Source organism: Micromonospora sp. DT201 (genome assembly GCF_049841575.1).
GTDB lineage: Bacteria > Actinomycetota > Actinomycetes > Mycobacteriales > Micromonosporaceae > Micromonospora.
Window position 1 is genome coordinate 1 of sequence record NZ_JBNCKP010000001.1, and the last position, 22720, is coordinate 22720.

The 22720-nt window shown below is 69.9% G+C and carries 20 protein-coding genes; 14 read left to right on the forward strand and 6 right to left on the reverse strand.

Annotated features, from left to right (window positions below):
- Window positions 1–346: 346 nt before the first annotated feature.
- Window positions 347–724, reverse strand: a complete 378-nt coding sequence (locus ACLQ28_RS00005; protein ID WP_425684154.1) for a hypothetical protein — start codon at window positions 722–724, stop codon at window positions 347–349.
- A 156-nt stretch (window positions 725–880) separates the two neighbouring features.
- Window positions 881–2050, reverse strand: a complete 1170-nt coding sequence (locus tag ACLQ28_RS00010) for a helix-turn-helix domain-containing protein (RefSeq protein ID WP_425684155.1) — start codon at window positions 2048–2050, stop codon at window positions 881–883.
- A 395-nt stretch (window positions 2051–2445) separates the two neighbouring features.
- Between ACLQ28_RS00010 and ACLQ28_RS00015 the strand changes: the two genes are divergently transcribed.
- Complete coding sequence (locus tag ACLQ28_RS00015) at window positions 2446–2628, forward strand: hypothetical protein (protein WP_244200301.1); 183 nt, start codon at window positions 2446–2448, stop codon at window positions 2626–2628.
- A 216-nt stretch (window positions 2629–2844) separates the two neighbouring features.
- On the opposite strand, the gene ACLQ28_RS00020 is transcribed toward ACLQ28_RS00015, so the two are convergent.
- Entirely contained in the window at window positions 2845–3198 is a 354-nt protein-coding gene (locus ACLQ28_RS00020; RefSeq protein ID WP_425684156.1) for a hypothetical protein, read from the reverse strand.
- Window positions 3199–3330: 132 nt separating this feature from the next.
- On the opposite strand from ACLQ28_RS00020, the gene ACLQ28_RS00025 reads away from it, so the two are divergent.
- Window positions 3331–4272 carry a threonine/serine dehydratase gene (locus ACLQ28_RS00025; protein ID WP_425684157.1) on the forward strand — a complete coding sequence of 314 codons (942 nt, stop codon included), beginning with the start codon at window positions 3331–3333 and terminating at the stop codon, window positions 4270–4272.
- Between the two features lie 53 nt (window positions 4273–4325).
- Here the strand turns inward: ACLQ28_RS00025 and ACLQ28_RS00030 are convergent, their stop codons facing one another.
- Window positions 4326–6740 carry a M28 family peptidase gene (locus ACLQ28_RS00030; protein WP_425684158.1) on the reverse strand — a complete coding sequence of 805 codons (2415 nt, stop codon included), beginning with the start codon at window positions 6738–6740 and terminating at the stop codon, window positions 4326–4328.
- Between the two features lie 289 nt (window positions 6741–7029).
- On the opposite strand from ACLQ28_RS00030, the gene ACLQ28_RS00035 reads away from it, so the two are divergent.
- The 9 genes from ACLQ28_RS00035 to ACLQ28_RS00075 all read left to right on the forward strand — a co-directional run bounded on the left by ACLQ28_RS00035 (window position 7030) and on the right by ACLQ28_RS00075 (window position 18308).
- Window positions 7030–8229 carry a PP2C family protein-serine/threonine phosphatase gene (locus ACLQ28_RS00035; protein ID WP_425684159.1) on the forward strand — a complete coding sequence of 400 codons (1200 nt, stop codon included), beginning with the start codon at window positions 7030–7032 and terminating at the stop codon, window positions 8227–8229.
- Window positions 8226–9956, forward strand: coding sequence for a sensor histidine kinase (locus ACLQ28_RS00040; RefSeq protein ID WP_425684160.1), 1731 nt, complete (start codon window positions 8226–8228; stop codon window positions 9954–9956). The genes ACLQ28_RS00035 and ACLQ28_RS00040 overlap by 4 nt, the downstream gene beginning before the upstream one ends.
- The gene (locus ACLQ28_RS00045; protein ID WP_425684161.1) at window positions 9953–10405 is read left to right on the forward strand and encodes a response regulator; all 453 of its coding nucleotides are present in this window, start codon (window positions 9953–9955) and stop codon (window positions 10403–10405) included. The genes ACLQ28_RS00040 and ACLQ28_RS00045 overlap by 4 nt, the downstream gene beginning before the upstream one ends.
- Window positions 10398–11207 (forward strand): inositol monophosphatase family protein, encoded by an 810-nt coding sequence (locus ACLQ28_RS00050; RefSeq protein ID WP_425684162.1) that lies wholly within the window; start codon window positions 10398–10400, stop codon window positions 11205–11207. The genes ACLQ28_RS00045 and ACLQ28_RS00050 overlap by 8 nt, the downstream gene beginning before the upstream one ends.
- 266 nt (window positions 11208–11473) lie before the next feature.
- The gene (locus tag ACLQ28_RS00055) at window positions 11474–12418 is read left to right on the forward strand and encodes a coiled-coil domain-containing protein (protein ID WP_425684735.1); all 945 of its coding nucleotides are present in this window, start codon (window positions 11474–11476) and stop codon (window positions 12416–12418) included.
- A 36-nt stretch (window positions 12419–12454) separates the two neighbouring features.
- Entirely contained in the window at window positions 12455–14017 is a 1563-nt protein-coding gene (locus tag ACLQ28_RS00060; RefSeq protein ID WP_425684163.1) for a fused MFS/spermidine synthase, read from the forward strand.
- A gap of 71 nt (window positions 14018–14088) precedes the next feature.
- Window positions 14089–15753: a protein kinase domain-containing protein gene (locus ACLQ28_RS00065; RefSeq protein WP_425684164.1), complete on the forward strand. Its 1665-nt coding sequence runs from the start codon at window positions 14089–14091 to the stop codon at window positions 15751–15753.
- A gap of 220 nt (window positions 15754–15973) precedes the next feature.
- Window positions 15974–17086: a glycerophosphodiester phosphodiesterase gene (locus ACLQ28_RS00070; RefSeq protein ID WP_425684165.1), complete on the forward strand. Its 1113-nt coding sequence runs from the start codon at window positions 15974–15976 to the stop codon at window positions 17084–17086.
- 466 nt (window positions 17087–17552) lie between these two features.
- Entirely contained in the window at window positions 17553–18308 is a 756-nt protein-coding gene (locus ACLQ28_RS00075; protein WP_425684166.1) for a DUF5131 family protein, read from the forward strand.
- 36 nt (window positions 18309–18344) lie between these two features.
- On the opposite strand, the gene tcmP is transcribed toward ACLQ28_RS00075, so the two are convergent.
- Window positions 18345–19505 carry a three-Cys-motif partner protein TcmP gene (gene tcmP, locus ACLQ28_RS00080; RefSeq protein ID WP_425684167.1) on the reverse strand — a complete coding sequence of 387 codons (1161 nt, stop codon included), beginning with the start codon at window positions 19503–19505 and terminating at the stop codon, window positions 18345–18347.
- Between the two features lie 178 nt (window positions 19506–19683).
- Window positions 19684–19881 (reverse strand): GntR family transcriptional regulator, encoded by a 198-nt coding sequence (locus tag ACLQ28_RS00085; RefSeq protein WP_425684168.1) that lies wholly within the window; start codon window positions 19879–19881, stop codon window positions 19684–19686.
- A gap of 331 nt (window positions 19882–20212) precedes the next feature.
- On the opposite strand from ACLQ28_RS00085, the gene ACLQ28_RS00090 reads away from it, so the two are divergent.
- From ACLQ28_RS00090 to ACLQ28_RS00100, 3 genes are all read left to right on the forward strand, one after another.
- Window positions 20213–20452, forward strand: coding sequence for a hypothetical protein (locus ACLQ28_RS00090; protein ID WP_425684736.1), 240 nt, complete (start codon window positions 20213–20215; stop codon window positions 20450–20452).
- A gap of 226 nt (window positions 20453–20678) precedes the next feature.
- The gene (locus ACLQ28_RS00095) at window positions 20679–21878 is read left to right on the forward strand and encodes a substrate-binding domain-containing protein (protein WP_425684169.1); all 1200 of its coding nucleotides are present in this window, start codon (window positions 20679–20681) and stop codon (window positions 21876–21878) included.
- Window positions 21879–21881: 3 nt separating this feature from the next.
- On the forward strand, window positions 21882–22625 hold the full coding sequence (locus tag ACLQ28_RS00100) for an ABC transporter ATP-binding protein (protein ID WP_425684170.1): 744 nt from the start codon (window positions 21882–21884) through the stop codon (window positions 22623–22625).
- Window positions 22626–22720 lie beyond the last annotated feature (95 nt).

The following is a 22720-nucleotide window of genomic DNA, read 5'->3' on the forward strand; positions in this document are numbered from 1 at the left end:
AAACTCCCCACCCAAGTGTGGATCAACCAGCCAGCCCAACAGGCACAGACCGTCTCAGTTTGACTTGACAACTACCGTTCGCCTTCGGTTTCGGCGACGAACCGGTCGAGTACGGACTGGTTGCTCTTCCAGCCCTTCAGGCTGTGTGAGTCGGCCGCCCACGGCTCGGTTTCGTGGGCGACCTGTTCGGCCCTCTGCAAGACCGAGCCCCGAGCCCTGTCGCGGCCCGAGGGGGGCACATCCAGCGGAAGGCAGCACGACGAGGCAGGCCAGCAGCGCGCCGCTAGAACATCGTTGATCCGGTCGGTGCGCATCCGTCCCGGTACTCAGCGCGGGCCACTGCTGGTTATTTCTCCAGAACCCTGCCTACCAGGACGAGGCCGGCCATTCCGATCGCCACGAGCGCGCTCGATGTCACCAAGAGTCTGACGGCTATCTTCCAATGCTGCCGGAATGGGTAGTAGGCGGCTCCGACCAGTCCGGCGAGGACAAGTACGACCATGGGGATCAGGCGTAACCCATCCGGGGCCTCGATGGCTATCCCGAACAAGCCGATGAAACCAAAGAAGATCGCGACGTTGGCGACCGCGGAGCGGAAGTTGGCGTAGGCACTCTCCTGGAGGCAGGCGATCGCACCTCGGATGTCCCGCTCCGCCTGCGCCCGCTCCTGAAGAGACATCGGCCTGCGCGGCTTGCCCAGACCCTTGTTGCTCCCCGTGGCCATGCGGCGACGGTAACAACCACCGTCGATCCGGACTGTCCCTAAACCGATCAGCCGGCCAGCCGTATTGCAGCACCTCAATGTGCGCAAGGGCGTGGGCCTGGTCGTTGACGAGTCGGTGGGAACCGCCATGTCTAGGGGACGGCAGGCTTGGCGCGGCTACCGAACCGCCTTCAGCGCGTCGCGGAACTCTGCGGTGGCGTGCTCGCGGGGGTGGCGGCGCTGAAGCTCGACGTCAGCCTCTCCGGCGACGAGCAGCAGCGAGGGCAGGGAGCGGCGAGTAGCGGTGAATGCTGCCACCCCCTGCTCGACGGCCCGGTCCAGCTCGCCAGCGCGCAGGGCTGTGACGGCGAGAGTGAGCCGGGCTTCGGCCGTCCGCATGGGCGACCGATCGACGCCGTCCGGTCCGGTGCCGAGGCGCAAAACCTCGTTGGCGTAGTGCTCGGCGAGAACGTCGTGTTCAGCGAGTCGGTAGGCGTCCATCGCGTAGAACAGCCATTTTCCGGGATCAACTTCGAAGTGGTTGTCGGGCCGATCGGGCGCGCCCAGGTCGTCGAGGAACTGCCGGCCTCGGTCGAGCGCCGTTCGCGCACCGTGGAGGTCGCCGAGCCGGGCCAACGCCTTGGCTTCCTGCGCGATCAGTTGAACCCCCACCCGCTGCCGTCCGGCAGCTTCCTGCCCGGCCCGAGCGGCGGTCAGCGCCGCTTCGTGCCGGGACTGGGTGAGTGCGAACCAGGCCGTCATCTCCCACGCCCAGCCGGTGATGTCCGCGTGGTCGGCTTCGTCGCCGAGCTGTCGGGCGGCAGTGCGGGTGGCCGCGGCGCTGACGCGCATGCCGAGGTCGTACTCGACACAGCCGATCAGCAGTGCCAGCCAGCCCGCGCATACCAGCAATTCGCGGTGCTGTCGTAGCCCGGTGGGTCGCTGTAGCAGCCGCACGACCTCACGCAGCCAACCCTGACCTTCGGCGCGGAGTTCCGCAGCGTCGCGCCACCCGTATTGGCAGGACAGCTCGGTCACGGTCGCGTGCAACGTCTCGATGGTGGCGGGGGCGGTATCGCTGGCATGCATCCGACGTAACAGCTCGACGGTCTCCGACGGTCGGGTGTCGGCAGCGGCAGCGGCATCCAGGGCGGCGCAGGCGATCAGCTCACCGCGGGTGCCGAGCACCTCGTCGATCCGACGGGTGAGATCTTCGCCCGGTCGGCGGCGGCCGTTCTCAAGCCGGGAGAGATGCCCCTTGTCAGCGGGCAGCAACTCGGCAAGGGCGGCCAGGCTCAGCCCGCGCGCCTCCCGCGCTGTCCGCATACGGGTGCCAAATGTTGGCATGTCTCGCGCCTCCCGCCGAGGTTGCCGGGTTGCCGGTGCGGGCTGGCAACGCGCAACCCGTCGACCGATGTGAGCGTACCGCCGCAGGGTGTACCGGACGAGCACGCGCAGTGACCGGTGGGAGGCGTGGTGACAGTTCGGGAAAGTTTCAAGCGCTGGTGGTGCAGACGGCATCTGGTCCAGTTGACGAGACCGGAGCAGCGACCTGCTAACCACAGCGGTCCGGCGCACATCGGATCACGAAGCGGGACGGCAGTGTCGACCAGCGGGGTGGCTCTGTGATGGCCGACGTGCCCGAGATGGCACGTGTGAGCCAGGCTGAACGGTTGGTGTCAGCACTGGATCGCCGGATGAAAGGGGAGCATCTGCCGCGCCGGCCGCAATGGCATTGTCAGATGTGCGCGCCGGAGACGCCCTGGCCGTGCCATCCCGCTCGGGTACGCCTGGCCGAGGCGTACGCACGTGACCGCATCGGCCTCTCCATGTACGTCGCTGGCCTGCTCTTCATCGTCGCCGTCGAGCTGCCCGACGTGGCACCGGCCGAGCTGTACGAGCGGTTCGTGGCATGGACACGCTGATGGGCCGCGTCCACCGGGGTGACGAGGGCATGCATTACTCCGACTGGTCACACCGCTGGTGCGGCGGGCCGATCGACGAGGCCGGGAGGAAGGCCTGGCAGGCAGCGTTACGGGAGCACTTGGAGGCGCACCGGCGAGGGGAGGACGTGAGGCGGCCGAGCACATTGCTCGCCAGAGAGCGACGCTTTGTCGATATCGGAGTTGAACCTCCGGGGGTCAGAGGCTCGCGCTGAGGAGGGCGCACACGGCCAGCGGCACCACCGCGGACAGCGTCCCCACGAGCGCCGCCGAGCGGATTCGGGTACGGGAGGCGAGGGCCGCGAGCGTTGCCAGGCTGATCAGCAGCGCGAGGAACATCGCCGGCAGGGCGACGTAGAGCCCGAAGAGCAGCATCCGGGACCGTTCCGAGTCGCACCCCTCACCGCAATCCGCGGGGAGCGACCCGGAGAGCGTGCCGAGAAACAGTCCGAACGCCACGACGACGGCCGCGTACCAGCCGATCAGCACCAGCAACGAGGCTCGCCGGTCGGCCCTACGGGCGATGTCGGGGCGTGGCGGCGCCAGCGTCATGGCAGGAGTATCCATCGCGGGGCGGCTCGCCGTCGTCTCCGCCGAGGCGGCGATGAAATCTCCATAGGATGTTTCGGCGGGCCCACCGACGACTGTCGACTGGTCCTCCGGTCGTAGTGAAGGGCGTTTCCCATGGTGAACAGAAGCGACGTCGAGGCGGCCGCCGCGTTGGTGCGGGGGCGGGTGCGGGAGACCCCGGTCATCGCCGTCGACGGCGCCGACCTGGGCGTGCCCGGGCAGCTCAGCCTCAAGCTGGAGTTGCACCAGCACACCGGCTCGTTCAAGCCGCGTGGCGCGTTCAACCGGATGCTTCAGGGGTCGTTGCCGTCGGCCGGGGTGATCGCCGCCTCGGGCGGTAACCATGGCCTCGCCGTCGCGTACGCGGCCCGGTCGCTGGGCATCCCGGCGGAGGTCTTCGTGCCGGTCACCTCCTCGCCGGTGAAGGTGCAGCGGCTGGCGGGGTTGGGCGCCCAGGTGCGCCAGGTCGGCCAGCACTACGCCGAGGCGTTGGCGGCGAGCACCCAGCGCGCCGGGGAGACCGGCGCGTTGGTCGTGCACGCGTACGACCAGCCGGAGGTGGTGGCCGGTCAGGGCACCGTTGGCCGGGAGTTGGAGCGCCAGGTGGACGGGATCGACACGGTGCTGGTGGCGGTCGGCGGCGGTGGGCTGGTGTCCGGCATCGCCAGCTGGTTCGACGGTTCGGTACGCGTCGTCGCCGTCGAGCCCGAGCAGATCCCCACCCTGCACTCGGCCCTCAAGGCTGGCCGGCCGGTCGACATCGAGGTGGGCGGCATCGCCACGGATTCGCTGGGCGCCCGCCGGATCGGCGAAATCGCCTTCGACACCGCCCGCCGGACCGGGGTGGTTTCCGTACTGGTCCGTGACGAGGACCTGGTGCGGGCGCGCCGGTTGCTCTGGTCGGAGCTGCGGGTCGCCGCCGAGTTGGGTGGCGCCGCCGCGCTGGCCGCTCTGGTCGGCGGCGCGTACGTGCCGCAGGCGGGGGAGCGGGTGGCAGTGATCGTCTGTGGTGGCAACACCGACCCGAGTGACCTGGGCCCGGCTGCGCCGCACTGACGCCGAAGAGCGGCGGCCCGGCGGAGGAGGAACTCCGCCGGGGCCGCTTCGGGTCAGATCGGATAGGTGCGGGCGACGGCCAGCATCTCGGAGCTGTGCGACCCGACGACGCCGACGGCTGGCGGCCGGGGGCGGAAGCCGGGCAGCGCATCCAGGCCGTCACTGGCGTCCATGGCCCGCAGCGCCACCGGCCCACCGGTCGGCCGCAGGGTCAACGCGACCTCGATGCCCTCCGTCGGTGGGGCGTGGAACACCAGCCCGAAGCCCCACTTGCCCGCGCGGGGCTCCACCGGCACCGACCGCCCGGCCACCTCGGCCCGCAGCACCGTGGCGGTCGACGTGTCGACGTGCAGGGTGGCGAGCCGGGCCGCCCGCTGCGGGGTGAGCCGCAGCCGTAGTGTGCGTTCGCCGCCGGAGCTGGTGTCGCCCAACACCTCCAGCTTCGGCGCCGGCAGGTTCGCCGACTGTGCCGGCCCGGACCGCAGCTCACCGTCGCCGAGCCCGGGGAAGTCGTCGCCGACGTTTGTCAGCCCGTCCACGTAGCCGTCCGTCCACGACTGTGGGTCGGCCTCGTGGCTGAGCCAACGGGCCTGGCCGGTGCCGGCGTCCAGGGCGTACATCAGATGGGTGGGCGCGGGGTGGGCGGCGTCGAACCGGTCGACGCCCAGCCCGACCCCGGCGAGCACCACCGCCGCCACGGCGGCAGCTGTGGCCGGCAGCGCGCCGAGCCTGCGGGCCTGCAACGCCCGCAGGCCGCGCTGGCCGCCGGCCTGCGGGTGCAGCAGGTCGACCACCGGCAGCGCGGTCAGGCCGAGCAGCACCGCGACCAGCGCGGCCACCCCGCCCATGGCCATCCCCAGCGCGGGGAAGAGCAGCACCACGGTGGGCAGCAGGATGATCACGCCGACGGCCGCGGCGGCGGTCACCGCCACCACCGGCCACGGACCGGTCTGCCGGGTACGCAGCGCGACCAGCCCGCCGAGGGCACCGGCCAGCGCCGGCAGGGTGGGGAGGTACGCCCCGCCGGGCACCGCCACGGCGAGCAGCACCCCGAGCAGGGCCAGCCAGGCCAGCCCGCCGACGGCGAGTGCGGCCGGGCCGATCCGGCGGCGGGTCAGCGCGTACCAGGTGAACACGACGGCGGCGGCGAGCGCCAGGACGGCCAACCGGTACCAGATCGGGCGGTACGGGTCGAGCAGCTCCGCGTACCCCGGTCGGATCGTGGTGATCGCCAGCCAGAGCAGTTGCGCGGCGGCCGGCGCGACCACGATCGGCACCAGGGCCAACCCGAAGCCGGCGGCCAGCCGGCCGGTGGTGGCCCGGCCCCGCCGATGGGTCAGCCAGCCCAGCGCGGCGACCGCGGCGACCGCGAGCAGGGCCAGCGGCAGGGTGAGCCAACCCGGGTAGCGGACCAGCCCGCCGGGGACGGGGAAGTAGGTGGCGTCGTGCCCGGAGCGCAGGTCGGTCAGGTCGGTTCGGCCGAACTCACGGGCCAGGCCCAACGCGTTGTCCCCGTGCTGCTGGAGGCTGCCCCGGTCCATCGCCGCCGGAGTGTCCAGAGGCGTGTGATAGATCGCGCCGCCGTCGATGTACGCCGAGTTCAGCCCGACGAACTTCTGGTCCAGGAACGCGGTGAAGTCGGTGTCGTTGGGCAGCGCGCGGTAGATCTCCACCGCGAACGAGGTGCCGACCGGGTGCGGGGCGGACCGGCCGAAGACGTCCACCAGCTTTGCGTTGTTCCGGGACGTCTCAAACATGATCACTGGTCCGGTGGAGCCCCGCGCCTCCAGGTTGAGCACCACACCGCCGTCGGCGGCCAGCGGGTGACTGGCGGCGAACGCGGCCGCGCCGCAGAGGCACGCCTCCTCGGCGTCGGTCAGCACGAAGACGATGTCGTTGCGGGGCCGGGGGCCGGTGCTCAGCGCGCGGGCCACCTCCAGGATGGCCGACGTGCCGGCCGCGTCGTCGTTGCCGCCCGGCCCGGTCTGCACCGAGTCGTAGTGGGCGACCAGGAAGACCCGGCCCGTCGAGTCGGTGCCGGGCAGTCGGGCCACCACGTTGCGGACGCGCGCCAGAGTCGCCCCGCCCGCCGCCCCGCTGAGCTGGCCGGCCTCCGGTGCCACGGTGTCCTGCACCTCGGTCTCCAGGCCCAGCCCGCGCAACTGCTGCTCGATGTGCGCGCGGACCTGGTCGTTGGCCGGGCTGCCGGCGACGTGTGACCGGGCCGCGATCACCTGCACGTCCTCGTACGCCCGGGCGGCACTGAACTCACCCGCCGGCGCGTCCGCCGACTTCGGCGTCGGTGTGCGCAGGTCGAGCAGACTGCCGGCGCCGACGGCGGCCAGCGCCACCAGAGCCGCAGCGGCGGCCACGAGTCGCCGGGGCGGCCGAGTCAACGCACGGTCGGCAGGGGGTACGCCCGGACGGGCCGGCGTGCCCGTCGTGGCCGGGGTGGCGGGTGCGCCCACGGGAGCTCCTCGGGGGTGGTGGGGCCTGGGGTGGCACCATCCTGCCCGTCAGCGACCCGGGATGGGATGGCCGGTACGCCCTAGGCTGACCGTCCGCCCGGTTTGCCAGTCGGAGGGCAGTGATGCGGCCCATCCCCGCCAGTGCCGCAGGCATCGTGTTGTGTGCGACCGTTGTCTAATACAGGATCAGCAGGGCACTCGGAAGGAGCCCGACATCACCAGTGAACTCCCGCGTCTCGCAGCGGTGACCCGGCCGCAGCGGGGGGCCGGCTCGGCCGGTGCCCCAGTTGTGCCGTACCCCCACGGTGGCCTGGCGCGGCACGGCAACCTGCCGCCCGGCGAGCGGTTGCGGGTGCTGCTGGTGGAGGACGACGAGGGTGACGCCTTCCTGGTCGGTGAGCTGCTCGCCGAGACGAATTCGATGATCGACTTGATGGTCGCCACAAGCCTCAGCGAGGCGCGCAAGCGGATCACCAACGTCGACTGCGTCCTGCTCGACCTGGGCCTGCCCGACGCGCAGGGGCTGGACGGGCTGCGCCAGGTGCTGGAGATGTCCAGCGGTGCCGCGGTCTGCGTGCTGACCGGCCGCTCGGACGAGCACCTGGGCATTGTGGCGGTCGCCGAGGGGGCACAGGACTACCTGGTCAAGGGGCAGGTCGACGGGGTGCTGCTCACCCGGGCGCTGCGCTACGCGGTGGAGCGCAAGCGCGCCGACGAGAACGCCCGCAGGCTGCGCGAGGTCGAGCTGCGCCAGGCGGAGTCGGCCCGGCTCGAACGCGGCCTGCTGCCCCAGCCGCTGATGACGACCGACCAGGTCGCGGTGCACACCTTCTACCGGCCCGGGCGGCATGCCGCGCTGATCGGCGGCGACTTCTTCGACGTGGTGCAGACCCGTCCGGACCGCCTCGATCTGATCGTCGGCGACGTCTGCGGGCACGGGGTGGACGAGGCCGCGCTGGGTGTGGAGCTGCGGGTGGCCTGGCGGGCCCTGGTGCTCGCCGGAGTGCCGGACGACGAGGTGCTGCCCGCACTGGAGCAGGTGCTGATGAGTGAGCGCCGCCTCCAGGAGATCTTCGCGACGGTGGCCACCACCAGACTCGACCTGGACGCCAACCGGGCCACCGTCCGACTCGCCGGGCACCCGCCGCCGCTGCTGCTCTCCGGCGGCCGGGTCGTCCCGGTGCCCGCACCCGGTGGCCGGCTGCTGGGCGTACGACCCCGCCGGCCGATCGCCTACGACCTGGAGTTCGACACCGATGACTGGTCCCTGCTGATGTATACCGACGGCCTGATCGAGGGGCGGGTGGACGCGGGTAACGAACGGCTCGACGTGCCGGGTCTGAGTGGGCTCTTGGACGAGCCGGCCAACCGTGCGGTGTCGCTGCCCGAGCTGCCGGCCTGGCTGGTCGGCCGGGCCGAGCACCTCAACGGCGGCCCGCTCGCCGACGACGTGGCCATGCTGCTGGTCAGCCGGGGTGGTGGCCGGTGAAGCCGGTGGTCGGCGGCTGGAGTCTGCGCCGTCGGGTCATCACCCTGCTCACCGTCGTGGGTGTGCTGCTGATCGCCCTGGCCGGCGCGGAAGCGGCGATGGCGGCCCGCAACCGCACCCAGATCGACGCCGTCCTGAACGAGACCGGCCCGCTGCGGGTGCAGTCGCAGGAGCTGCTCAACGCGCTGCTCGACCAGGAGACGGCAATCCGTGGGTACGCGGTCAGCGGTAACCCGGCCGACCTGAACCCGTATCGGGAAGGGCTCGAGCAGGAGAAGAACGTCGTCGTCGGGATGCGCGCGCTACTTGACGACTATCCGCAGATCGGCCAGGAACTGCGGATCGTCGAGGAGCGCAGCACGCAGTGGCGGCAGTCGGTGGCGGAGCCGGTGATAACGACCACCGAGCAGAGCGGCACCAGCGCGGGTCAGGCGTTGGTCACCGAACAGGCCCGACAGCAGTTCGACGAGGTGCGCTCGGCGGTGAACGACCTCCAGGAGGAGATCCTGACCGCCCGGGAGCAGTCGGCCGACAACGTGCGGACCAGCAGCAACGTGCTGGTCGTCCTGTTGATCGTCGCCGCGCTGGTGGTGGTCGTGGCCGGCGCGATGCTGCTGCTCTCGATGGACCGGATGGTGATCCGGCCCCTGACCGGGCTTGCCGACCAGGTCCGCGAGGTCGCCGAGGGTGACTACCAGCACGGCATCGCCGCCATCGGCCCGCCGGAGTTCATCCGGCTCGGCGAGGACGTGGACGCGATGCGCCAGAAGATCGCCGCCGACCTGGCTGAGGTGCGAGCTGCCCGCGAGCGCATCGAGTGGGTCAACAACCAGCTCCAGAAGCAGGCCGAGGAGCTGACCCGGTCCAACCGTGACCTGGAGCAGTTCGCGTACGTGGCCTCGCACGATTTGCAGGAGCCGCTGCGCAAGGTGGCCAGTTTCTGCCAGCTGCTCCAGCGCCGTTACGCCGGGCAGCTCGACGAGCGCGCCGACCAGTACATTGCCTTCGCGGTGGACGGCGCGCAGCGGATGCAGCGCCTGATCAACGACCTGCTCGCGTTCTCCCGGATCGGTCGTCTCACCACCGGCTTCGTCGAGGTCGACCTCAACGAGGTGATGGGCGACGTGGCCGGCCAGACCGAAGCCGCCCGGCAGTACGCCGATGCCGAGCTGACCTGGACCGAGCTGCCGGTGATCTCGGGCGAGGAACCGCTGCTCACCAACCTGCTGGCCAACCTGGTGAGCAACTCGATCAAGTTCCGCCGCCCGGACGTGCCGCCCAAGGTGCACATCTCGGCCCGGCTGGTGGGCGCCGAGTGGGAGATCAGCTGCCAGGACAACGGCATCGGGATCGAGCCGGAGTTCGCCGACAAGATCTTCGTGATCTTCCAGCGGCTGCACTCGAAGGACGCGTACCCGGGCACCGGCATCGGTTTGGCCATCGTCAAGAAGATCGTCGAGTATCACGGCGGCCGGGTCTGGGTGGACACCGACGTGCCGGAGGGCACCGCGATCCGGTTCACCCTGCCGGCGCTTCCCGCGGACATCGAGGCGGCGGCTGCCGCTGTCGCTGACGACTCGTCGGAGCAGCCGCAGTCCTTGGCAGCGGTCGAGGCAACGCCCTCGGACGAGGTTCCGGAGCAGTCCGCCAGGTCGGACCGGCCGGACCGGGCCGACGAGTCGCCGGAAAGCGGTAGAACGGGTGACATGAGGGAGACGGTGGGATGACAGCGCCGGCGGATGGCAAGAGCCCGATCGAGGTCCTGCTCGTGGAGGACGACCCGGGTGATGTGCTGATGACCCAGGAGGCGTTCGAGGAGCACAAGCTGCGTAACCGGCTGACCGTCGTCTCCGACGGCGCCGAGGCACTCGCCTACCTGCGGCGGGAGGGTGAGTACGCCGACGCGGTCGTGCCCGACCTGATCCTGCTCGACCTCAACCTGCCCCGCCGCGACGGCCGGGAGGTGCTGGAGGAGATCAAGAACGACCCGGACCTACGTCGGATCCCGGTGGTGGTGCTCACCACCTCGCAGGCCGACGAGGACATCCTGCGCAGTTACCAGCTGCACGCCAACGCCTACGTGACCAAGCCGGTGGACTTCGAGCGCTTCATCGCGGTGGTCCATCAGATCGACGAGTTCTTCGTCAGCGTGGTCAAGCTGCCGCCGCGTGGCTGACACCCTGCTCGACGACGTTGGCGACCTGCTCCGGGAGGCCGCCGACCAGGTCGTGCTGCCACTGTTCCGCAAGCTCGACGACGCCGACGTCTCGGAGAAGGCGCCCGGCGAGGTGGTCACCATCGCCGACCGTCGGGCCGAGGAGTTGCTCTCGGCGGGGTTGCGCCGGCTGCGGCCGGGCTCGACGGTGGTCGGTGAGGAGGGCGTCGCCGACGATCCAGGGTTGCTGCGGCACCTGCGCGACAGCGGGGACGTCTGGCTGGTCGACCCGGTCGACGGCACCGCCAACTTCGCCGCGGGCCGTCGGCCGTTCGCCCTGATGGTGTCGCTGCTGACCGACGGGCGGCCAACCGCCGGCTGGATCCTCGACCCGCTCGCCGACACTCTCGCCGCAGGCTGGGCAGACGACGGCACCCTGCTCAACGGTCGACCGGTGGACGGCACCGCCACGGTGCCGCCGCTCGGCGAGCTGCGCGGCGCGGCGATGACCCGGTTCCTGCCACCGGAGACCCGCGACCGGGTCCGCGCAGGCGGCCGGCGGCTCGGTGAGCTGCTGCCCGGCCAGCACTGCGCCGGCCGGGAGTATCTGGACATCCTCACCGGCGAGCAGCAGTTCGCCCTCTTCTGGCGCACCCTGCCGTGGGACCATGCGCCGGGCACTGTGCTGGTCAGCGCGGCTGGTGGCGTTGCCCGCCGGTTCGACGGCGTCGACTATCACCCCGCCGACGACGGCAGCGGTCTGCTCGTCGCGGTCAACGAGCAGGTCTGGGCCGAGGTGCGCGACGCCCTTCTCGTCCACTGATCCGCGCACTGCGCGACGGCGTCAAGACACTCCGTCGACATCGAAGCAGCTTGGTGGTCAGGGGACTGGTCACCGGCCCGCATTCCGGTATCGTGACCGGCGGTCTCCGCCAGCAGGCCGCCGACCGGCGCCGGCGGGGACGCCGCCGCGCAGTTGTTCACCCGGGGGCCGGCGGTCGACGGAAGGACGCTTTCGTGCCCAGGACCAGGCTCAGCCCGCGGCGCGGTCGCCGCGCACTGTTCGCCGTGCTCGCCACCGTCGCGCTGATGCTCGGCGGCACCGCCGTGCCCGCGTACGCGGAGCCCGGGGAGGGTGGCAGCAAGAAGCTGCAGGACGCGTTGGAGCTGACCGCCAAGGGTCACATCGAGGCCAAGGCCAAACTGGACAACTCCAAGCGTCGCCAGACGGCGCTGACTGGCGAGTTGACGGTGCTCGAGGGTCGGCTGGTCGGGCTCACCGCGCAGGTTGGCGAGGTGGCCGCGCAGTCGTACCGCGCGGGCCGGCTCAGCCCGATGGCGATGCTGCTCAACACCGCCACGCCGCAGGAGTTCCTGCAACGCGCGAGCGACCTTGAGCTGATGGCCCAGCGGGACAGCAAGCGGCTGAATGGTCTCGTCGAAGCTCGGCAGCAGGCACAGCAGGCCAAGGTCGCCATCGACGCGGAGGTCCGCGAGCAGCAGAAGCAGCTCGCCGTGATGGCAAAGAAGAAGAAGGAAGCCGAGGCGGCTCTCGCCGAAGTCAGCTCGGGCAGCAGTAACGGTTTCAGCGGCGGCAGTTCCGCCTCGGCGAAGCCGGCGCCGCGCAACTCCGACGGATCCTGGCCGTCGGAATCCTGCTCCGTGAAGGACCCGACCACCTCCGGCTGCATCACCCCGCGCACCCTCAACGCGCTCAAGCAGACCCAGGCGGCCGGCTACAAACGGTATGTCTCCTGCAAACGCAGCGGTGGTGGCGGCGAGCACCCGAAGGGGCGGGCCTGTGACTTCGCAGCCGCCACGAACGGCTTCGAGGATCGCAACGCGACCGGCGGCGACAAGGCGTACGGCGACAGCTTGGCAGCCTGGCACGTGCGCAACGCCGACCGTCTGGGCGTGCTCTACGTGATCTGGTACCGGCAGATCTGGCACCCCGGCACCGGGTGGCGTTCGTACAGCGGCAGCGGCAGCCCTGCCGCATCGCACACGAACCACGTTCATCTATCGCTGTACTGACCCGAGCGACCAGCTTCGCTGCGTACCATCGCGACGATGAACACCCCACCGTCCGATGTAGCGGCCCCGCCAGCTTCCTCGGCCCCGTCCGTGCCGGTCACCGGCCGGGCGCTGCCGAACGGCCTGGCCGCCTTCCTGGTCTTCTTCTCCAGCGGCGCCGTGTTGGTGCTGGAGACCGTCGCGCTGCGCCTGGTCGGCCCGTACGTCGGGGTGACCCTCCAGGTGACCAGCTCGGTGATCGGCATCGCGTTGGCAGCGATCGCCTACGGGGCGTGGACCGGCGGCTGGCTGGCCGACCGGCGCAACCCGCGTGGCCTGCTGGCGCCGGCGCTGGTGCTGGCCGGCATCGCCACAGCGGTCACGCTGCCCGTCGTCCGGTACGCCGGTGAGGTGCTGCGTGGTGGCGCGGCCAGCGGCATCCTGCTGTTGGTTGCGTTGGCCGTGTTCGTGCCGGCAGCGCTGTTGGCCGCAGTCACCCCGCTCGTCGTGAAGCTCCAACTCGCCGACCTGCGCCGCACCGGCCAGGTGGTCGGTCGACTCTCCGGAATAGGCACCCTGGGCGGCATCACCGCGACCCTGCTCACCGGCTTCGTGCTGGTCGCCGCACTGCGCAGCACGGTCATCCTGCTGACACTGGCGGTCGCGCTCGGGCTGGTCGGCATCGGCCTCGGCTGGTACCTGCGCAGGCAGGAGCCCACCGAGCTGCCCGGTCCGGCCCGGACCCGGGCCGCACTGGCCGTGCTCGGCCTGGTCGGGGCGGGGCTGACCACCATCGCACCGAACCCGTGCGACATCGAGACGGCGTACCACTGCGCCCGGGTCACGTCCGATCCGAACCGGCCCACCGGACGGACGCTGCTGCTCAACTCGGCTCAGCACTCGTACGTGGACCTGGCCGACCCGTTGCACCTGGAGTACGCGTACGCCAAGTGGGTTGGCGCGGTCGCCGACGTGGTCGCACCGGCCGGGCAGCGGTTGGACGCGCTGCACCTGGGCGGCGGTGGCTTCACCGTGCCGCGCTACCTGACCGCCACCCGGCCGGGCACCGACAACGTGGTCTTCGAGATCGACGGTGGGCTTGTCGAGTTGGGCGAGCGGGAGCTGGGCGTACGGACCGGGCCGGACCTGCGGGCGGTGGTGGGCGACGCCCGGATGCTGGTCGCCAGCGAGCCGACTGACAGCCGCGACCTGGTGGTGGGTGACGCGTTCGGTCACCTCGTGGTGCCGTGGCACCTGGCCACCCGGGAGATGGCCGCCGAGGTCCGACGAGTGACCCGTCCCGGCGGGGTGTACGTGCAGAACGTCATCGACTACCCGCCGCTGCGGTTCATCCGCGCTGAACTGGCCACGGTGGCCGCCGAGTTCACGCACGTCGCACTGATCGCCCCACCGGAGGCGCTCGCCGAGCAGCGGGGCAGCAACTTCCTCATCGTCGGCTCCGACGCGCCGCTGCCGCTGGACGCCGTACGTGCCCGCCTGAACGAGGTCGACCCCACGGTCAGCCTGCTCGGCGGCGCGGAGCTGACGGACTTCGTCGGTGCGGCGCTGGTGTTGACCGACGACTACGCCCCGGTCGATCAACTGCTGGCCACCGCCTGAACGGGTGACAATCCTGACCGATTCCGATCCGCAAGGTGTAGGTCGGCCGATCGTGGGCAACAACGGTCACCATGGGTGGTGGGGACCGAAACGGCGCGCAGTTGCTCGATGAGCGGTACCGGCTGATCGAGCAACTCGGCGCGGGCGGCATGTCGGTGGTCTGGCGAGGCTACGACGAGGTGCTCGGCCGCCAGGTCGCGGTGAAGGTGCTGGCCTCCCGGCTGGCAAGCGACCGGGCCTTCCGCCACCGGATCCGGATAGAGGCGCAGGCGGCCGCACGGCTCTGCCACCCCAACATCACAAACGTGTACGACTACGGCGAGTCCCAGCAGGTCGGCCTGACCGTGCCGTACGTGGTGATGGAGCTGATCGACGGCGCTTCGCTGGCGAACCGGCTGGGCCGGGAGTGCCAACTGCCGTGGCGGGAGGCAGTGACCATCGGCGCGGAGGTCAGCTCGGCGCTGGCCACCGCGCACGCCCGCGGTGTGGTGCACCGCGACGTCACCCCGGGCAACGTCATGCTCACGTCGACCGGGGTCAAGGTGGTCGACTTCGGCATCTCCGCGCTGGTCGGGGAGAGCGAGAAGGGGCCGGACGGCACGTTGCTGGGCACTCCCGCGTACCTCGCCCCCGAACGGCTGGACAACGGCCAGGTCTCCCCGGCCACCGACGTGTACGCCGTCGGACTGCTGCTCTACCGGATGCTCACCGGCCGGCTGCCGTGGCGGGCCAGCACGACCACCCAGATGCTGCGCGCACACATGTACAACGACCCGGAGCCGATGCCCACCGTCGCAGGGCTGCCTGACGAGGTGACCGCCCTGGTGGGACGCTGCCTGGCCAAGCGGCCCGACGACCGGCCGGCGACCGCGGAGCTGGCCCGGACCCTCGCGGACGCAGCCGGCATGCTCGCGGCGGTGCCGGTCTCCCCGGCCGGCGGTCCCCTGGACCCGGCCATGTTGGGCAGTGCGAATACCACGATTCTGCCCTGGTCGGCGGCGACCGACGCGTTGCCGCTGTCGCGTACCCGTGAACGGCACCGGCGGACGCGGCAGCGGGTGACCCGGCGTCGGCGGGTCGAGGCCGGGGTGGCAGCGGTCGGGCTGATCGCGGTCACCGGGGCGATATGGGGGTTCACCTCGCGCACCCCGGCCAGCGGCGAGGGCCGGCCGACGACCGAGGCTCGGATGGGTCTGCCGACGGCGGCGCCCTGCGAGGTGGCGTACGCGCTGCGCAGCGACTCTGGTACCGACTTTGCCGCGGAGCTGACGCTGACCAACACCGGTGACCGTGAGCTGCGGGACTGGGCGATGAGCTTCACCTTTCCCGGCCAGCAGACGGTGACGAAGGCAGAGCCTGTGCCGGTGCACCAGCAGGGGAGTGCGGTGCTGATCCGGCCCCCCGCCCAGCGCAACACGTTGGCACCGGGTGCGGCCGAGAAGTTCACCCTCACGGGGAAATACAGCGGGGCGAACCCGCTGCCGGTGGAGTTCCGGCTCGGCGAGGCGACCTGCGGGGTCCGCGTCTCCGGGGTCGCCGGCAGCGCGCCGTCCACGGCCCCGCCGAGCACGGCCGCCACGACGAAGGCCCCGCCGAAGGCGACGACGGTGCGCGGCGGCTCCGGTGCGGGCGGCGGCGCGGCGAAGGCCAAGCCCCCGAAGCCCGCCAAGGGCCCCGCGAAACCGGGCAAGGGCGAGGGGCCCGGTGGCGGTGGCCCGGGGAAAGCGCCACATTGATCAAAGGCCGCAGCGGTCGCTGACGGCGACGGTCAGCGCTGTCCCGCGAACCGCTGCACGTGGTCGATTCCGCCCTCGACGATGAGCACCCCACCAGGTGCGAGCGCCGTGTCGTCCGAGGTGTACCGGAAATGTTCGCCCGGCAGTTTGGCTCCGACCAACTGCCGGTCAATCCGGCGCGGTCTGCTGAAGCGGCTTTCCCCGACGACAGGAGACGGCGATGCGACGCACCGGTTCGACCCTGGGCATGGCCGGCGTACTGCTCGCCGCCGCCGTGGCCGTGCCAACCATGGCCGAAGCCGAGCCGGTGACCGACCCGAGCCGCTCCCGGGCGAACGACCGACCGATCGTGATCGGCCACCGTGGTGCCAGCGGCTACCGGCCGGAGCACACGCTTGAGGCGTACCGGTTGGCGATCCGGATGGGCGCCGACTACATCGAGCCGGACCTGGTCTCCACCTCCGACGGCGTGCTGGTCGCCCGGCACGAGAACGAAATCTCCGGCACCACCGATGTGTCCGTCCGCCCAGAGTTCGCAACCCGTAAGGCGACCAAGACCATCGACGGCGTCGCCGTGACCGGTTGGTTCACCGAGGACTTCACCCTCGCCGAGCTGAAGACACTGCGGGCCAAGGAACGGCTTCCGCAGGTCCGGGTGGCCAACACCGCCTTCGACGGCCGCTTCGAGGTGCCCACCCTCCAGGAGGTCATCGACCTGGCCCGGGCCGAGGGGCGGGCACGTGGCCGCACCATCGGCATCTACCCGGAGACCAAGCACCCGAGCTACTTCGCCTCGATCGGCCTGCCACTGGAGGAGCCGCTGCTTCGGGTGCTGGGCCAGAACAACCTGGACCGCAAGGACTCCCCGGTGTTCATCCAGTCGTTCGAGACGGCCAATCTGCGCCGGTTGAGCCGACTGACCGACGTCAAGCTGATCCAACTGCTCGACGCCACCGGCCGCCCGTACGACTTCACCGTCGCCGGCGACACCCGCAGCTACCAGGACCTGGCCACGCCGACCGGGCTGAAGTGGATCGCCGGGTACGCCGACGGCATCGGCCCGAACAAGAACCTCATCGTGCCCCGGGACTCAGCCGGTGCCCTGCTCGCCCCGACGAACGTGGTGCGCGACGCGCACCGGGAGCGGCTACTCGTGCACGCCTGGACGTTCCGCGCGGAGAACCAGTTCCTCCCGGTGGACTTCCGAATCGGCACCGACCCCAACGGGCGCGGCGACATCACCGCCGAGTACGAACTCTTCCTCGGCCTGGGCCTCGACGGCGTCTTCACCGACCAGCCCGACACCGCCGTCGCCGCCCGCGCCGGCCTCTGACCCATATCTCGGCCCGGAGCTGATCCGCTCCGAGTCGACCACCGGGCCGATCACGCCTGGCCCGCACGCTGGCCCGCCCTCCGCCACCCGGACGGCGGGCCAGCGGCACGTCCGGGAGAGCACGATCCTGCGAGGTTGGCGGGAGAGCGGCAGCAACTTCCCTGATATTGCTGCCTCGAGGCGGGTTGAGGCAGCAACATCAGGGATACTGCGGCCGTCTTCGCTGGCTGGGCGTCGAAGAGGCGGTCCGGCAGGGCATTGCTGATGGCCGCGCAATTGGCGACGTAGCTGCTACAGCGTCGAAGTGGCAGTGAAAGTGCGCAAATGTTCCTCGCGAAAGGACCTGCAGACCGACGCGGGGTGGTATCCCCGTGGCCCGCGAACTCAGTGGGCCGACACGCCGCGCAACCCTTCCCATGCGTACGGTTGTTCGACAGTATTGGCGCGACGAGCAAAAGGAGGGCGCATGGCGGACAAAAGCGCCATCGAGTGGACGGAAGCAACCTGGAACCCCACCACAGGTTGTGACCGCATCTCATCGGGCTGCGACAACTGCTATGCGTTGACTCTCGCCAAGCGTCTGAAGGCCATGGGATCGGCCAAGTATCAGACCGACGGCGACCCTCGCACGTCTGGGCCGGGGTTCGGGATCGCGCTGCACCCTGATGCGCTTGACATACCGCGACGTTGGCGTGATCCCCGAACAGTCTTCGTTAACTCGATGTCGGACTTGTTCCACGCGAGGGTTCCCCTCGACTACGTGCAGCAAGTTTTTGGGGTGATGCGCGAGGCGCCCCGCCACACCTTTCAGGTGCTGACGAAGCGGGCCCTTCGCCTTGCCAAGGTTGCTCATCACCTTGACTGGCCGTCGAACGTCTGGATGGGCGTGAGCGTCGAAGACGACAGTCAGAGATCGCGGATCGACCTCCTTCGGCGGGTGCCGGCGGCGGTTCGATTCGTCTCTGCCGAGCCGCTGCTTGGTCCGTTGCCGCAGCTCAATCTCGCTGGGATGGACTGGCTGATCGCGGGGGGCGAATCGGGCCAGGGCTGTCGACCTATGGATGGGTCCTGGGTCGCCGACCTGCGCGACCAATGCGAGCGGGCAGGGACCGCGTTCTTTTTCAAGCAGTGGGGTGGCCGCACACCCAAGGCTGGAGGGCGCCTACTCGACGGTCGCACCTGGGATGAGATGCCAACCCCCCGCCTGCCCGCTGTCGCCTGATTGCAGCCGGACGACGTTCCGTCGATGATCTACATCTCAGAGTTGCCGGATGGGCTCCTTCCAGAAATCCCCGACGCCGGTGTGGTCGATCAGCCCCTTCTGGTGCAGCGACTTGACTGCGTGCCGCGCATGACGCGTCCACGCCTGCCCAAGCACCCCCCGATAAACCTCGGGCACCCGTTCTGCGAGCTGGATTCGGTTCGATTCCGTAAGCAGCCGAACGATGTTCTGCTCCACTACCTGCGCCACACGCGGTAGGGCGCTGCGCACGTATCCAGGCCGATCAAACGGCAGTGCCCCGAACAGGGTGTCCTGATTCATCTGGCTGTTGTAGCGGGCTTCCTCCAGGTCCACGCCTGCTTGCCCCAACGCGTCGGCGAAGTGCCAGGCGCCTTCTGTGTGTCTCGTGAACAGCATCAGGACATACTTCGGCGAGAGTTCCGGACGCGGTCGGACCGGCATGGTGATCGCGCTGTAGCTCGTCCCGGTGGTCAACCGTTTCTCGTACTCTGCGCCGACTTTGAGGGCGACCTCGGTCGCAGTCTCCTCATCTCCGTCACCGTTGACCCGAGCGAAGTGGTCCTGCCACCAGTCATCGCCGAGAAACCTCGTGAGGTGGTCTGCCGTCTTTTGCTCAGTTGGGGGCAGTTGGCCACCCCGCGAGCGCGCCACCTGAACCGCTCGTCCCATCCTTGCAATCGCAGAGACGCTGAAGTGAAGGAGAACCTCCGTCGGTGGAGCAGGTGGTCGGCCGAGGAGCCCGGAGCGCACCAGTCCGAAATCAAGCGCGAGGCCGAACGGGTCGAGAAAGGCAAAGAGCGAAGCCTGACGAGCAACCGAGAGGACCTCCGGCAGGTGATCCGCCACGTCGCCCTGCCGGAGGATGCGCCTCGTTGAGCCCCCACGATGCTCCAGAACCCGCTGCAGGTTCGCGAAGTGGGATGGATTTCTCTCGACGAAGAACAGCAACACGCTCCGAAAGCCCTGGACCGTGTCGGCACACCGGGACAGCAGCAGCGGTGAGCCTTCCTCCCCTTCCTCCTCATACTCGCCTCGTCCGGCGTAGCCATCGAGGAACACGACCGGTTTGCCCTGGCCAGTCTTCGAAGCGAAGACGACCGGGTAGCGCTTCAGGATGCCGTGCTTGAGCACGGCGGCAGCTTTGCGGGACCGGAAGAAGTCGTCGTTCGCCGACACCAGGCCTCCCTCGCATCACCAGCAGTGATGCAAAGGTAGCGAAGAGTGTGATTCTTTTTCGTCCTGCGGTTCGTGTTGAGCGGTGCACCGACGGTCGTCATGCCGCTCACCAGCGGTAATGGCTGACGAATGGCAGCTCGGAGTGCCTGCCATGTCCTCGATCTGACAGTAGGACGAGTCAGTCGCGTGGTTGCTCGGCGACGTAGGTTCCGCGGCCGGACTGGCCGATGATGAGGTTCCGGTCGTGCAGCAGCGAGAGCGCGCGATAGACCGTGCCCGTGCTGACGTCGTACATGTCGGCGAGCTGGCTGGTCGAGGGCAGCTTGTCGCCGGGCTTAAGGTCGCCGGTCCTGATTCGTTCGGCGATCTCGTCCACGATGCGGCGGAACGACGGCTGTGCAGTGGGCATGGTGAGGACTCCGGTTGGTTCGGCACCTCTGATCATGCCCGACCTGCTCTAGCTACTGCAATAAGTTGCCTGGCGATTGCGCTGCGGGGTCGACCTACTACACCTGCTGTAGTAGGTTGCTGATGTCCGGCTCCGGTTGGTTCGGCAAACCCTCGGGGCACGGGCGTGAGGTGGGCTCCGCGTTCGTACCGCCGCCGATGAAGGCTGCGGGCGTGGGGCCGGGCGGTCCGGTGGGCGTCCCCTACCCGCACACCGGACCGCCCACCGGTTCGACGAGTCGAGGGTGATGGCTGTGCGCATGGAGAGAGAGCGTTTCGTGGTGCACCTGCCGGTGGTCGCAGCAGATTTGCCGGGGGCGCTGCGGTTCGCTCGGGCGATCACGAGAGCGCTGGCTTTCCTCGCCGACGTCGATCGGGCAGAAACAACGGTGTCCGAGGAGGACGCTCAGTGCGTACGTCATCGGGTCTTCTGCGACAGCCTGCTCGACGGTCGTCGGCGCTGCCCGCGCGCGGCGGACCACGACGAGCCCTGCGGTTGACCCAACAGAGCGGATGGCTCGCGACGACACACGGGCCGAGTGACCCGTGGGGGTTCAGGCCATCGAGAGCGTGGGCTCCCGGCTGGTGGTGCGGCCCGCTGTAACCCCCGGCCACCTCATTCCTGTTACTTGTGTGTTTCCGCCACATAGCTCGTGGGTGACGTCACTTCTAGCGTGAGCCGACACGAAGAAGTTCTCTCCCTCCGAGTCCTCATGTGGAGTCGCAATGACGGTCCGGACGACGCGGCGGGTGTTCCTCTCCGCCGCCACGATGATGGCCGCGGCGTTGGCCGCCACGGCCTGTGGCAGCCCGCAGGACACCGCCACCGGCGGCGGCGACAGCGCCGCGCCGGTCAAGGTCGGCCTGGTGTACTCCCAGTCGGGAGCCCTGGCCAGCTACGGAAAGCAGTACATCGAGGGGTTCAAGGCGGGGCTGGATTTCGCCACCAAGGGCACCGGCAAGGTCGGTGACCGGAAGATCGAGCTGACCGAGGTCGACGACGCGGGCGACCCGGCCAAGGCGGTGTCCGCTGCGAAGGACCTGATCGGCAAGGGCACGAAGATCATTGCGGGCTCCACGGCCTCCGGTGTGGCGCTGCAGGTCGCGCCCATCGCGGCGCAGAACAAGGTCCTGTTCATCTCCGGTCCGGCCGCCACCGATGCGGTGACCGGCGCGAACAAGTACACGTTCCGTTCTGGTCGGCAGTCCTACCAGGACGTGGTCACCGCCAAGTCCTTCATCGGCGACCCGGCCGGTAAGAAGGTCGTGGTCTTCGCGCAGGACGGCGCGTTCGGCGACGCCAACGAGGCGGCAGTGAAGACCGTCATCGGTGGCGCGGGCGCCACCGTGAGCAGTGTCCGAGCCCCGGCCAGCGCCACCGAGTTCACCCCGTTCGCCAGCCAGATCAAGGCGGCCAAGCCGGACCTGCTCTTCGTGGCCTGGGCCGGCACCACCGCCCCGGCCATGTGGCAGAGCCTCGACCAGCAGAGCGTGCTCTCGTCCACCACGGTCGTCACCGGCCTGGACATCCGCTCCTCCTGGCCGACCTTCGGCGCCGCCGGGACGAAGATCTCCTTCCTGTCGCACTACTTCGACGGTGCCAGCGACACCGAGGCCAGCAAGGCGCTGAAGGCCAAGGTCTCCACCATCGACCTGTTCCACCCGGACGGCTTCGCCGCCGCTCAGATGGTGGTCCGTGCGGTGCAGGAGGGTGGGGACGACGTCGACAAGATGGTCACCGCTCTGGAGGGCTGGAGCTTCGACGGGGTCAAGGGCAAGACGACCATCCGGGCTGCCGATCACGCACTGCTTCAGCCGATGTTCCAGGCCAAGCTGACCGGCAGCGGCACCGCGTTCACGGCGACCGCGCTGAAGAGCCTCACCGGTGACGAGACCGCGCCACCGGCCGTGGCCATGAAGGGCTGACCCATGCTCGCCACCCGCGGTCTGACCTGGCGGATCGGTGAGGTCGCCATCGTCGACAGCGTCTACCTCGACCTCGCGCCCGGGGAGTTCCTGGGCGTCATCGGGCCGAACGGCGCCGGCAAGACCTCACTGTTCAACCTGATCACCGGTCTGCGCCGGGCCACGGAGGGTCGGATCACCCTGGACGGGCAGGACATCGGAGCGCTGCCGCCGCACCGGCGGGCTCGCCTCGGGTTGGGCCGTACCTTCCAGGCGTCCTCGGTCTTCGGCTCGCTCAGCGTGCGGGAGAACGTCCGGCTCGCCGTGCAGGCGCACCGCGGGGGTTCGATGGCACTGTGGCGGCGGGCGGCGGCTGACCGGGAGGTCGCCGCCGCCGCCGACACGGCGCTCGACCGGGTCGGCCTCGCCCACCGGGGTACGGCATTGGCCGGCACCCTGGCCCACGGCGAGAAGCGCAAGCTGGAGATCGCCCTGCTGCTCGCCGGTGAACCACGGGTGATGCTGCTGGACGAGCCGATGGCCGGGGTCAGCGCCGAAGACATACCCGATTTGGTGGCCGTCATCAAGTCGTTGACCGGCGACAGCGGCCGGGCGGTGCTGATGGTGGAGCACCACATGGACGTCATCCTCGAACTGGCCGACCGGATCGCCGTCATGCACCACGGCGCACTGCTGGCCTGCGACACCCCGGAGACGGTGATGGCCAACCCCACCGTGCAAGAGGCTTACCTGGGGGAGTCGCTGTGAGCGCGAGGAGTGAGCTGGGTTTGCGAGCCCCGCAGTCGCGAACGGAGGTGGCTCTGTGAGCGCGAGGAGTGAGCTGGGTTTGCGAGCCCCGCAGT

Coding starts and splice junctions, on each gene's coding strand:
- ACLQ28_RS00005 (WP_425684154.1), bottom strand. CDS start 724: ATGGCCACGGGGAGCAACAAGGGTCTGGGCAAGCCGCGCAGGCCGATG.
- ACLQ28_RS00010 (WP_425684155.1), bottom strand. CDS start 2,050: ATGCCAACATTTGGCACCCGTATGCGGACAGCGCGGGAGGCGCGCGGG.
- ACLQ28_RS00015 (WP_244200301.1), top strand. CDS start 2,446: ATGTGCGCGCCGGAGACGCCCTGGCCGTGCCATCCCGCTCGGGTACGC.
- ACLQ28_RS00020 (WP_425684156.1), bottom strand. CDS start 3,198: ATGACGCTGGCGCCGCCACGCCCCGACATCGCCCGTAGGGCCGACCGG.
- ACLQ28_RS00025 (WP_425684157.1), top strand. CDS start 3,331: ATGGTGAACAGAAGCGACGTCGAGGCGGCCGCCGCGTTGGTGCGGGGG.
- ACLQ28_RS00045 (WP_425684161.1), top strand. CDS start 9,953: ATGACAGCGCCGGCGGATGGCAAGAGCCCGATCGAGGTCCTGCTCGTG.
- ACLQ28_RS00055 (WP_425684735.1), top strand. CDS start 11,474: ATGCTCGGCGGCACCGCCGTGCCCGCGTACGCGGAGCCCGGGGAGGGT.
- ACLQ28_RS00060 (WP_425684163.1), top strand. CDS start 12,455: ATGAACACCCCACCGTCCGATGTAGCGGCCCCGCCAGCTTCCTCGGCC.
- ACLQ28_RS00065 (WP_425684164.1), top strand. CDS start 14,089: ATGGGTGGTGGGGACCGAAACGGCGCGCAGTTGCTCGATGAGCGGTAC.
- ACLQ28_RS00070 (WP_425684165.1), top strand. CDS start 15,974: ATGCGACGCACCGGTTCGACCCTGGGCATGGCCGGCGTACTGCTCGCC.
- ACLQ28_RS00075 (WP_425684166.1), top strand. CDS start 17,553: ATGGCGGACAAAAGCGCCATCGAGTGGACGGAAGCAACCTGGAACCCC.
- ACLQ28_RS00090 (WP_425684736.1), top strand. CDS start 20,213: ATGGAGAGAGAGCGTTTCGTGGTGCACCTGCCGGTGGTCGCAGCAGAT.
- ACLQ28_RS00095 (WP_425684169.1), top strand. CDS start 20,679: ATGACGGTCCGGACGACGCGGCGGGTGTTCCTCTCCGCCGCCACGATG.
- ACLQ28_RS00100 (WP_425684170.1), top strand. CDS start 21,882: ATGCTCGCCACCCGCGGTCTGACCTGGCGGATCGGTGAGGTCGCCATC.